The sequence below is a fragment of the Clostridium polyendosporum genome (genome assembly GCF_018332455.1).
Taxonomy (GTDB): domain Bacteria; phylum Bacillota; class Clostridia; order Clostridiales; family Clostridiaceae; genus Clostridium_AY; species Clostridium_AY polyendosporum.
In genome coordinates, this window is the sequence record NZ_BOPZ01000049.1 from 1 (window position 1) to 12,041 (window position 12,041).

Annotated in this window: 12 protein-coding genes and 2 rRNA genes; 9 read left to right on the forward strand and 5 right to left on the reverse strand. The window is 30.4% G+C overall.

All coding sequences use genetic code 11. The annotated features are described in order from the left end of the window. From CPJCM30710_RS16850 to CPJCM30710_RS18140, 5 genes are all read left to right on the forward strand, one after another. Positions 1-103 (forward strand): 23S ribosomal RNA (locus CPJCM30710_RS16850); the annotation flags it as partial. Positions 104-158: 55 nt separating this feature from the next. Beyond that, positions 159-276 (forward strand): 5S ribosomal RNA (gene rrf / locus CPJCM30710_RS16855). 594 nt (positions 277-870) lie between these two features. Continuing rightward, entirely contained in the window at positions 871-1,632 is a 762-nt protein-coding gene (locus CPJCM30710_RS16860) for a DeoR/GlpR family DNA-binding transcription regulator (protein ID WP_212905324.1), read from the forward strand. A gap of 30 nt (positions 1,633-1,662) precedes the next feature. Further along, a complete protein-coding gene (locus CPJCM30710_RS16865; RefSeq protein WP_212905325.1) occupies positions 1,663-2,106 on the forward strand; it encodes a PTS sugar transporter subunit IIA in 444 nt (147 codons plus the stop codon). 65 nt (positions 2,107-2,171) lie between these two features. Continuing rightward, positions 2,172-2,297, forward strand: coding sequence for a hypothetical protein (locus CPJCM30710_RS18140; RefSeq protein WP_281414004.1), 126 nt, complete (start codon positions 2,172-2,174; stop codon positions 2,295-2,297). 44 nt (positions 2,298-2,341) lie between these two features. On the opposite strand, the gene CPJCM30710_RS16870 is transcribed toward CPJCM30710_RS18140, so the two are convergent. The 4 genes from CPJCM30710_RS16870 to CPJCM30710_RS16885 form a co-directional block, all read right to left on the reverse strand. Continuing rightward, positions 2,342-3,607, reverse strand: coding sequence for an MFS transporter (locus CPJCM30710_RS16870; protein WP_212905326.1), 1,266 nt, complete (start codon positions 3,605-3,607; stop codon positions 2,342-2,344). A 158-nt stretch (positions 3,608-3,765) separates the two neighbouring features. Beyond that, on the reverse strand, positions 3,766-5,178 hold the full coding sequence (gene hydG / locus CPJCM30710_RS16875; protein WP_212905327.1) for a [FeFe] hydrogenase H-cluster radical SAM maturase HydG: 1,413 nt from the start codon (positions 5,176-5,178) through the stop codon (positions 3,766-3,768). A 97-nt stretch (positions 5,179-5,275) separates the two neighbouring features. Further along, entirely contained in the window at positions 5,276-5,521 is a 246-nt protein-coding gene (locus CPJCM30710_RS16880; protein ID WP_212905328.1) for a TM1266 family iron-only hydrogenase system putative regulator, read from the reverse strand. A 689-nt stretch (positions 5,522-6,210) separates the two neighbouring features. Beyond that, positions 6,211-6,957, reverse strand: coding sequence for a signal peptidase II (locus CPJCM30710_RS16885; RefSeq protein WP_212905329.1), 747 nt, complete (start codon positions 6,955-6,957; stop codon positions 6,211-6,213). A 186-nt stretch (positions 6,958-7,143) separates the two neighbouring features. Between CPJCM30710_RS16885 and CPJCM30710_RS16890 the strand changes: the two genes are divergently transcribed. From CPJCM30710_RS16890 to CPJCM30710_RS16905, 4 genes are all read left to right on the forward strand, one after another. Next, entirely contained in the window at positions 7,144-7,947 is an 804-nt protein-coding gene (locus CPJCM30710_RS16890) for a methyltransferase domain-containing protein (RefSeq protein WP_212905330.1), read from the forward strand. Between the two features lie 211 nt (positions 7,948-8,158). Then, positions 8,159-8,965 carry a pyruvate, water dikinase regulatory protein gene (locus CPJCM30710_RS16895; protein WP_212905331.1) on the forward strand — a complete coding sequence of 269 codons (807 nt, stop codon included), beginning with the start codon at positions 8,159-8,161 and terminating at the stop codon, positions 8,963-8,965. Between the two features lie 362 nt (positions 8,966-9,327). After that, positions 9,328-10,275, forward strand: coding sequence for a patatin-like phospholipase family protein (locus tag CPJCM30710_RS16900; protein ID WP_212905332.1), 948 nt, complete (start codon positions 9,328-9,330; stop codon positions 10,273-10,275). 93 nt (positions 10,276-10,368) lie between these two features. After that, positions 10,369-10,575 (forward strand): cold-shock protein, encoded by a 207-nt coding sequence (locus tag CPJCM30710_RS16905; protein ID WP_212905333.1) that lies wholly within the window; start codon positions 10,369-10,371, stop codon positions 10,573-10,575. Positions 10,576-10,985: 410 nt separating this feature from the next. Here CPJCM30710_RS16905 and CPJCM30710_RS16910 read toward each other — a convergent pair whose 3' ends face one another. Then, positions 10,986-11,498, reverse strand: a complete 513-nt coding sequence (locus tag CPJCM30710_RS16910; RefSeq protein ID WP_212905334.1) for a DUF6512 family protein — start codon at positions 11,496-11,498, stop codon at positions 10,986-10,988. Between the last annotated feature and the right edge of the window lie 543 nt (positions 11,499-12,041).

The window sequence follows — 12,041 nt, forward strand, 5'->3', positions numbered from 1 at the left end:
AAGCTAGTAAGACCCCTTGAAGAACACAAGGTTGATAGGTCAGAGGTGTAAGCATGGTAACATGTTGAGCTGACTGATACTAATAGGTCGAGGGCTTGACCAATAAAAAGGCTGAAACTTATGTGCAATTTTGATGGAACAAAAATTTCATCAATAAATCTGGTGATGATGCTTTTAGAGGATACACCCGTTCCCATACCGAACACGATGGTTAAGCTCTAAGAGGCCGATGGTACTGCACGGGCGACTGTGTGGGAGAGTAGGAGGTTGCCAGGTAGAAACCTCACAGCTATGCTGTGAGGTTTTTTATATAAATTTTATTAGTTAGTTAATACATTAAAGAACAATGATACAAGTTCTAGTAGTTAATTTAAGTGATATTCTAATAAGTGAATAAGATAATATCATTAAAATATTCACATAATCATAGGAGACATATGACCCTAACTCCAGTCTTTGGTGATAACTTGACATAAATAATTAATGTGGTTATGATATGAATTTGTTAAGGGTTTAATTCTCAAGCATAATTTTCGTATTAATCTATTATACAGGTTAATTATTTTACTAAGAATATAGAAGAACATATTAACTCTTAAGATCATTAAAAATTATTTTTTATAGGCTTTAAACTTGCTTAGCAATTATATATAACTCCTTATCTAAATTTGAGATAGGGAGTTTTATTTTAATTATACTACAAATAAAAAGTTATTTAGAAGATTCATATATTTAATCAAATTTGAAACAATTTGATTATTTTATTGACAGTGTAAATGTTACCATAGTAAAATATAGTCAAAGGTGCAAGAACGATTATAAGTAATCAAAACAGATTAATAAGTTAATATAGAAAGTGTGGTTTTTGTCGTGTTCGCTGAAGAAAGATATAGCATTATAATACAAATGTTAAATGAAAGAAGTAGTATAAAAGTAAGTGAAATTTCAGCTATACTTAATGTTTCTGAATCTACAGTTAGAAGGGATCTTCAGGAAATGGAAGATATGAATCTACTTATGAGAACTCATGGTGGTGCTGTAACTGTAAAAAGTAGAACTAACTTTGAACCATCCTTCTTAGATAAGAAAGATGAGATGATGGAGCAAAAAGTTAGTATTGCTGAAGTAGCTAGTAACATGATTGAAGATGGGGATACAATAATACTGGATTCAGGGACAACTACTTTGGAGATTGCTAAAAGAATAAAAGGAAAAAATATTACAGTGCTTACAAACTCAATAGATATTGCTGCTGAACTTTTTCAGAAGGATAATATAGAAACCATCGTTACAGGCGGAAAACTAAGATCTAATACAAGGGCAATGGTTGGCCATATAGCCGAAAGTGTATTTAGAGATTTTAGGGTAGATAAAGTTTTTCTGGGAGCCAATGGTATATCAATTCAAGATGGGATAACAACTCCAAATGATGTGGAAGCTCAAACAAAAAGAACTATGGTTAAATATGCTAATAAGGTGATAGTAGTAGCAGATAGTAGTAAGTTTGAAAATGTATGTTTTTCAATCATATGTTCTTTAAAGGATGTAAACACAATTGTAACTAGTAAGGACTTACCAGAAGAATCAATAAATAAATATAGTAATTTAGGAATACGAATAATTACTACCTAAATAAATAATAGCATTAAGGGGGCCTAATTTATGTCAATTAAAAAGATGTTTTCAAGGGAAAGGGTTTCCTTTAATATGAAAGCTAAAAGTAAAGTGGATGCTTTAGATGAATTGATTAACGTACTTGTAAAGGATGGAAAGGTAAAAGATAAGGAACAGTTTAAAATGGCTGTTTTAAAGAGGGAAGAGGAGTACACAACCGGGATTGGGATGGGTATTGCGATACCTCATGGAAAAAGTAATGCTGTAAAAGAGGCATCTATAGTATTTGGAAGAAGTGATATGGGAATAGAGTATGATTCTATGGATGGAAAACCTGCTCACTTATTTTTCCTTATTGCTGTACCAGAAGAATCAAATGATGTTCATTTAACAGCTTTAAGTGAGATTTCTATAAAACTTATGCATTCGAGAACAAGGGGAATTCTTAAGAATTGCAGTAATTTTGAGGACTTTATTAAGGTTTTTGAGTAGAAAAACTTTAATAATATTATCAACATTAATTGTAGTTTCTATTTATAATATAGGGCGTAATCCTAGTGGCAGTACCATATGGTGGAGTTTGCGTTCTACCAATACCAAATGCTGTTGAAATAGTAGGTGGTATAGTGGTTTCTGAATTAGTACTATTAATTATTAAAAAGTCAACAAACCAAAATTCATAATAAAAATCCCTTAAAAAGAGGTGACAATATTGTCACCTCTTTTTTCACTTATGAAGTTGTGTATCTATACATGAACTTAGCTTTCTATTATCTACTTTTACAAATAATATTGCACCTACAATAAATAATATAATAAGACTTAAAACACCGTAGCGGGTATTTTTTGTTAAGGTGCCTATTATCGCTATAAGTAGAGGGCCAAATATAGAAGATATTCTTCCGAAGATATTATATATTCCATAGTATTCAGCTGAATTTGCTTTTGGTATGAGCTTTCCATAGTAAGAACGACTGAGAGCTTGAATTCCTCCCTGAGCACTTCCTACAAGTATAGCAAGAATCCAGAAGTCTAATGGAGATCTTATAAATACTGCATAAATGGATACAAAGCTATAAGTTAATATTCCTATTAAAATCATAGTTCTTGTAGAGAATCTTCTTGCTAGTTTACCGTAGATAAGAGAACAAGGGAATGCTACAATCTGTAGTACTACCAGCACAATCATCATCATGTTAACAGACATACCTATATCCATACCAAAGGCTGTTGCCATAGAAATTATAGTGTTTACCCCATCAATGTAGAAGAAAAAGGATAAAAGAAATAGAAAAATGATCTTATTTTGTTTTACTTTCTTAAATGTATTCCAAAGCCTCACTAGGCTATTTTTTATATAATGAGGTTCAGGTTCTATAAAGTATACTTGATGGACATTTCTTAGTATTGGCATGGAAAATAGAAACCACCATATTGCCGTAATTAAAAAGGAGATTCGAGTTGCAAGCACTGTGGAAATACCTATTTTGGCTGAGAAAATAATTAATGCTATGCTCATTAGGAAAGGAATTGTGCCTCCTATATATCCCCACGCAAAACCTAAAGAAGATACATAGTCCATATTTTCATCAGTAGTAACATCAATTAGAAAGGCATCATAAAAGACGCTACTACCACTGAAACCTATGACTGTTAAAGTGTAAGTTATGAGGCAGGGCAACCAACTTTCCTCTGTTATAAAAAATAAAGAACTGGTTGACAGTATTCCTAGCATGGTAAAAAAAATAAAAAATCGTTTCTTATGACTCTTATAATCAGCAATTGTTCCTAGAAGCGGTGCTAGGATTGCTACTAGTAGTGTAGAAAAGGAATTTGCATATCCCCAGTAAGCAGTAGAGATATGAGGGTCTAGCCCTTTTCCTGCAACTGTTTTAAAGAACACAGGTAAGATTGCAGTGGTAATTATTATGGAATAGGCAGAATTGGCAAAGTCTTGTAAAATCCAGCTTCGTTCTTGCTTGGTCAAATACATACACTCCCTTATAATAAAATTAGTTTCTAACTTTATTATAAGGGAGTGTATGTTATAAAAGTAGTAACTATAAAATAATTAACTAGTTTTTTTACTTAAAAACAGCTTGTTAATAAATCTTTATTTAAGTTCATTTAAGCTGCTCTTATAATTTAATTTTAGAAGTGTAAATCCCTTTCTCCATTTGTTATTCTTTCAAGTCTTTCCTCACAAGCTTTTTTTGCTGCCTTATTTGGTATTTCTTCAAGACTTCTCTTTATTGCTTCTTCACCTACTTTTCGTGTTTCTTCATCAGCATAATCTATTAAATACTCTTTGAATGTTAATAGAGCATTTGGAAGACATACATTGTGAATCTGTCCGTTCTTAGCAAGAGCCATAAATCTTTCACCAGTTCGTCCTTCACGATAACATGCAGTACAGTAACTTGGAACATAACCTTGATTGCATAAGCTTCTCATTACTTCCATTGGGCTTCTGTGATCTCCAACTTCAAATTGTGGTTTTTCGTCTGGATCTTTTTCACTTTGAGAATATCCTCCCACACCTGTACATGAACCGGCACTAATTTGAGAAACTCCAACAGCCAATACTTCTTCTCTAAAATTTGTTTCCTCTCTTGTGGAAAGTATTATTCCAGTATAAGGTACAGCTATTCTTAAGATGGCTACAATTTTTTTAAAGTCTTTATCTGAAACAAGGTAAGGATAGTCTGCTGTTTTAACATTTTCAGCAGGTCTAAGTCTTGGCACTGAAAGTGTATGAGGACCAACGCCTGTCTCCTTATCTAAATGTTCAGCATTCATAAGCATTGCTATAGTTTCATATTTGTAATCATAAAGTCCATATAGTACACCCATGCCAACATCATCTATACCAGCAGCTCTTGCTCTGTGCATTGCAGTTGTATGCCAGTTATAGTCATGCTTTGGACCTTGTGGATGTAATTCTTCATAAGTTTCTTTATGATATGTTTCTTGGAATAAGATATAGGTACCTATATTTGCGTCCTTTAGTTTTTTATATTCTTCTACTGTGGTAGCAGCTATATTTACATTTATTCTTCTTATGCTTCCATTTTCAAATTTTAATGAGTATATAGTTTTTATACAGTCTAAAACATAGTCTATAGGAGCATTTATTGGATCTTCTCCAAGTTCAAGAGTAAGTCTTTTATGCCCCATTCCCTCGAGTACCTTTACTTCCTCAGCAAGTTCTTTCATAGTAAGTTTTTTTCTGGTTAGCTTTTCATTACAGTGTTTATATCCACAGTAAGCGCAGTTGTTAACACAATAATTTGATACATATAGAGGTGCAAAAAGTACTATTCTTTTTCCGTAGATTTTCTCTTTTATTTCTCTCGCAAGCTTATACATTTCTTGAAGAAGTTCCTCGTCATCAATGCTTAAAAGTACTGCAGCTTCTTTATGTGTAAGCCCCTTGTAATCTCTTGCTCTCTCCAAAAGTCTTCTAACATATTCTTTATCCTTTGCTAAGTTTTCGCCCTCAGCAATAGATTTTCGTATTTCACTATCAATTATAAATTCATCAGCTTTATACTCTCTTATCATATTTAAAACTCCTTCTTAATATTTTTAAGAAAGTTAAAGTAAATTACTACTAGAAGTAACTTATTTTACTCCCTTTTTACTGAGCATAATAATATATTTACTTTTTAGTTATTGCAGATTTAACATGAACATCTTCTACTCTACCAAGCTTACCCGTTAAAGCACTTATTTGGTCAGTAGTACCATCAACTATGATGGATATGACGGAAATTCCTTTTTGTTTATAAGGAATTCCCATTCTACCAACAATAAGAGAAGCATACTCATGAAGTATCTCATTTACTTTTGGTGCACTTTTTAAATTTTCTACCACAATAGCAACTACGCCAACCCTATATTCCATGATTTCCTCCTTTCAAAGATAGTTTTAAGTACTTAATGAAAGTACTGTTAATGTATTAATAGATAATAAATCTTAATAGAAGTCGAACTTATTAAGTTTTAGCCTGGTTTTCCAGTGTAAAAGATAATAAATAAACCTTCTGCAAAAGCAGAAGGTTTATTTTTCTTAAAAATAATATCCTATTAGCTTAAAGTGAAGTTATCTGCTCTCATTTCACGAAGTGAAATCTGACTAAAACTTCAGCAGGACTGATGTTAGGTTAGTTTTATTAACTACATCACTCTAAGTATAAAATTTTTCCTTCTTCCTTTTGCTCAGAGAAAGTCCTTGCAATTAGAATTTAGAATATATTTAGTTTTATACTTCATAAATTCCGACTAGAAGAAACGTTCTTCCAATCAGGATTTATGAAACTTTTATATAAATAAAGCAGAATTACTTGTTTAAAATAAACTATATCTAAGTAAATTTTAATCCAAGTATTAATTATTATCAAGTTTTATTAATAGATATTATTACCTAAAATCCTATAAAAATCCTTTAAATTAATTACTAGACACCTTATATATTAAATTAATACATCTTACTAAGGAGTGAACATGTTTATCTTTAGTAGGATCGATACCTGCAGAGTTATATCATATAAAAAATGGTGGAACTACTTATTAAATAGTAGTCCACCATAAATTTTATTTTTTTAATATACTACTTATGTCATTTTTAATAAAAATAAAAAATCTTCTTATGCTTTCCATGTCTTCTTTTAAGGTAGATTCCTCTTCAGTTTTCCAGTAATCATTAAAATATATGCAAAGAGCAAAGAATAATATAGCAAGGTTTATATAAATATCCTTGAAGTCAGCTATAAATAATGAACTGATACCTATAAAATCTAAACTTCCCCCGTAAAATATCTTATCTATTAATGAACAAAGACATCCAGCAGTGATAAAAATAAAGCACATGTCAGCCCAAAAATCCTTATTACCTTTATGAATATAATATCTATATGCTTCAATAAATATCAATAATGCTAGCACATTAGCTGCTATAAGAGCAGTAAAACTTACTCCTACACCAAATCTGGCATTTAACCAAGAACCTTCTGTGTTTATTATAGGATTAAAAGATAAGAATTCTCCTATTAGAAAGAACGTTTTATCAAAGAACCATAACTTAATTATAAGTTTTATTCCTTGATCTAGAAGGAAAATAATCAAAAATATAATCCACATAGCCTTTTTTGATATGCCTTGAGAATTTCTTTCTCCAAATAAATATATTATCCAGCCCACAAAGGCAAAAAGGATTGTGGGAAGCAAATTCATTATAATATCATAGTCAGAGTGAATTCTTCCTGTTATAAATTCAAAGGCAAAATATATAAGCCACATCAGTGGCAAAATTCCAATTGTAATAAACCTATCTTTTCTCATGTTTAGTAGTCCTCCTAAATAAATTTATGATAGATAGAAATTTGATTAATAATAACTTTGTAAACAATTGTTAATTTGATAAATAGATTCTATCATTAATACACATTAAATAAAATAATTTTTTAAGAGGATTTATTAATTTAAAGAAGAATTAATATTACATATAAGTTTTTTAGGAGGAAAACAATGAGTGAAGCAGTTAAGGATTATTATAATGAAAACTTTGAGAGAGAGTGGAAAAGATTAGATGATCCATATGCTAGAATAGAATTTTTAAGTACTTTATATTTGATAAAAAAGTACTTTCCCCAGGTAGGGCACATATTTGATATTGGATCAGGTCCAGGAAGATATTCTATAGAACTTCTAAAAAAAGGATATAAAGTAAGTCTTTTAGAGCTTTCCGATAAATCACTAATGCTAGGGAAGCAAAATATTAATGTTCTTGGATTAGAAGCTGACGAGTATATATGTGCGGATATTAGAACGTTAGATGATAAAAGAGAAAATATGTATGATGGTATTTTACTTCTAGGCCCTATGTATCATATTCAGTGTCAACAGGAGAGAATTGAAATTCTAAAAAAATGTAGGAAGATGCTTAAAAATAATGGTGTAATAGTAATTTCTTATTTGAATTCATGGGGAGTTATTAAGGCTGGTGTAAGTGATTTTCCAGAAGAATTTGAGGACTTAAATAATATTTACAACTATTTTTCAGAGAGAAAAGTAAGTGTAGAAGAAGGGTTTACAGAGTCTTATTTTACAACACCTCCATCAGCGTTGAGAGAGGTAGAGGAAAGTGGATTTAGTATAGAAAGTTATGCTGGAGCAGAAAGTTTTATAAGTGGATTAAGTATTGCAATGACTGGACACTACTTAGAAAACAAAAAGGTATATTTAAACCTTTTAAAAGTAGCAGCTGAAAAGTGTGAGGAACCACAGTATAGAGATGCCGCAGAGCATCTTCTAGTGATAGCCAGAAAGTAAAATTAATGTTTGATAATTCGATAAAAGAGAAAAGTGAAAAAATAAATAAATTTATAGTGTAAATTATAAGTTTATAACATAGAATAATAGCAAAATTCCTAAATTTTTGCCATTCAAGGTTGAGCATAGTATGTATAATATGTTTTTATGGAAATAAGTAGAGGTTTATATAAATTAATAAAAACTTAATAAGGAAAGAAGGGTTTGAAGAATGTTAACAATTTTTGCAGTGTCAGATTCAATAGGTGAAACTGCTGGACAGGTAGCTATAGCTGCAGCAAGTCAGTTTAAGGAAAAGATAGAAGTAAGGAGGATCCCTTACGTAAAAAGCCTTGAAGATGTAACTGATTTTATGAAGACTATAGAGGAAAGTGAAAAGGTAATGGTAGTCTCAACTATAATCACTGTAAATGTTAGAGAATTTTTGACTCAAAAGTGTGTAGAGAAAAACATTAACATAATAAACGTTCTTGGACCGATAATAAATGTTGCCTCTACTATGTTAAATGCTTATCCAGATTATAATCCAGGAGCTGTATGGAAAACTGATGAGATGTACTTTAAGAGAATTGAAGCTATAGAATTTGCTATTCAGTATGATGATTCTAAGGATTATAGAGGTCTCAAAAACGCAGATGTGGTGCTTCTTGGACTATCAAGAACTTCAAAAACACCTCTTTGTATGTACTTAGCTAACAAGGGAATAAAGGCTATAAATATTCCTTTAGTTCCAGAGGTTGGAGTTCCAGATGAGTTGTTTGAAATAAATAAAAGAAAAATATTTGCATTAATGATTGATCCTCTTCAATTGATAGAGATACGAAAAAGAAGGTTAGATGTATACCGTAGGATATCTTCACAGATACAGTATGCTAGTGATGAGAGAATTTTAGAAGAACTTGAATTTGCAGATAAAATTATAAAAAGGCTAGGATGTAGAACTATAGATGTAACTCAAAGAGCTATTGAGGATACAGCCCTTATAATTATGGATAGCTTGGGCTATAGTGGTTATTAGACGTAATGACAAATAAAAAGTGTAATATAAGAATGAAAGTAAAGAAAAATAAAGCTGAGCAGACATCGAGCCTGCTCAGTTTTATTAAGTGGTGAAGTCAAATAGCTTTAGTCAGTGCATACTGATAGATATATTTAAAGGTTGCTTTAACATATTGTGACTAATGAGATGATTAAGAAAATATACCAAAGTCTATAATAAAAAAATAAGCAAGATTCCAATAGAGGTATTTAAGATTTATTTATAAGTTTATTTTTACATAATAAGAATGCTTTATTGCAGATCTGTTTATAAAAGTCAGAAATACATAAGGTCAATTTTTAATGAACTTGTGCAGTTGTATTATTTGGAGGTGAAAAATATTGAAGTTAGGCTTAGTACTGGCTGGGGGAGGAGGAAAGGGAGCATATCAAATAGGTGTTTGGAAGGCTCTTAGAGAATTTGGTATAGATAAATATATTCAAGCAGTATCAGGTACGTCAGTAGGGGCCTTGAATGCTATACTTTTTCTTCAACAAGATATAAAAGCGGCAGAAAGATTATGGCTTGCTATATCAAAAGAAAAGATACTTCCTACAGGTAATTTCGATTTAGTTAAGAGAGGGATATTTCTAACACTGGGATCTAAAAACATAGATTTTGTAAGAAAGTACATTCCAAAGACATTGGAACAGGGAAATATATCAAGATTAGGATTAATTGAAATAATGGACAACTTTATAGATTTTTCAATTATTACAAAGTCACTAAAATCATGTTATGCAACCTGCAGTGAAATTCCAAGTTTAAAGCCTAAGTATTTTAAGCTTAACAATTATAATCAGCAAGAAATAAGAGATATACTTCTTGCTACTTCTGCTATTCCTATGATTTATGAGAGTGAAGAAATAGAAACAAGAAAGTATTTAGATGGAGCAATGGCAGATAATGTGCCGATTCAACCTCTTTATGGGGAAGGATGCGATATAATTATTGTGGTTCATCTCTCTAAGGACAGTGCTATAGATAGAAGTAGCTTTCCTAATGCTAAATTAATTGAGCTAATTCCTAGTGAAATGGATCAAGGGGGTTTAAGTGCAGTCCTTGATTTTTCTCCTGAAGGAGCTAAACGAAGAATAAAGCAGGGATATGATGATGCTAAAAATCTTTTTGAACCAATAATAGAACTTGCAAGATATCAAGTAGTGAAAACACCTCAGGAGCTAGTGATTAGTACAGGAAAGAATATGGTTAAGGCCTCAAGTAAGATTAAAAATATAATTGTAAATGCATATAGAAAAAAACTAAAAAGGAAGATGAAGAGAGTATAAGTTGATAAATATTATATGTATATGTAGTATGTATTAAAAAAATAAAAATGGGGATAGTAATATTGAAATTTTATTATTTGGAGGTTTTTCTGTATGCAAACAGGCGTTGTAAAGTGGTATGACAACAAGAAGGGGTATGGTTTCATATCAGGGAATGAAGGAAATGATGTATTTGTTCATCATTCACAAGTTAAAGAGAAAGGTAATGATAAGGATTTACATGAAGGTGAGCAAGTATATTTTGATACAGTAGAAAAGGAAAGAGGTCCTCAAGCTATTAATGTTCAAAAAATGGAGTAATATTCAAACTAATTTGGGTGAAGCTTTCTAATCGTCTAAGGTGGTAGGCTAATACAATTTAACAATTCAAATGAAGCTATTATACTTAAATATAAAGAAGAAACCTATTTTTAAGATGGGCTCTTTTTATTTGTTGTAATTTCATTAGGTGAAATGTGAATAAAGGTGATAGATTCAATGTCTAATCGATTTTATTAATTAATTTGTGTTAAGTTTACTTTTAGGACAATTTAATATAGAGATATAATTATAGCAATAAGAAATACGAATAAGGCATACAACTATATATTATTTGGTGCTTACGCACTTAGGAGGACGATGTGATTTATAGCTATATGTCTTATTCTTTCTTTTTAAATTAGGAAATTGCTTTTTAATATCTTAGAAGAAAATTAAAGGATTATAATTATCTAGAGTTTTTGAAATAACCAGTAGTTAGGAGGGTTTATTGTATAAACGAAGAATATTAGTGTAAGTATAAATAAGAATAATAAACTCAAAAGATTTATAACTGGATAATGATTACGTAAGGTTAATATTTTAATGGATATTAGTTGAGCTAAGATACAACCAATAATAAATATACCTATATCAACAACTAATATGTCTTTATCTAAATTAGTTTTAAATACTAACATCATTATTATAATAAATAAGTTTAAAAATATTGAGGATATAGCCTTAGCGGTAAAGAAATTTTTCACATAGTTTTTTATAGTGAGATTTTCTATTACTGAGTAGAATACGATTGGAAAAAAGCCTAACTTTAAGCTCTCCCATATACTTCGATTTACTGAACTAAATAAACCTACGACAAAGTTTTTGTTTGAAAGTTCGTAAATAAAATGAAGAGCTAAGCCAACAAACATAATAAATATTATTCCTATAAGTTCTGATATTAAAACTTTAATTTTATTTCTCAATAGTATTCACTTCCTTTTAACTAAGCTATGGGGAATTGTCCCATGACCTAGGAGGGAGATGGATAGGCTTCGATGTTAGGTAACTATTATCATTTATGATTTGTTTATGTGGTAATAATTTACCTTAGTAATAGTATTCCTTTTATATACAAATATGTTACTTTAGACGTTTTTATTACACATAATAAGTGTACTGTTTAATTAAATTAATTTTTAAAATATATCAAACAAGAATTAAATGATAAACTTAACCTAGTGTATCAGTATGTAATACTTTAAGGATTAATTAGCAAAACGAAGAATAGGAAGAATAAGCTTTAAAATTCTGTTTTAAGTGAACTTAGTATGTTAGCTATAGATGATATTATATCACTTGTCGCTTGAATGTGACAAACTAAACAGCATTTCTTTTAGATGTGAATTCAACTTAAAAAATTATAAAAAAAGTTGTTGACAGAGAAGCGAAAAGCTGATAAGATAATCAAGCGGTCAGTTGATGACACGCAAAAATAACTTGGTCTTTGAAAATTAAACAGAGGAAAT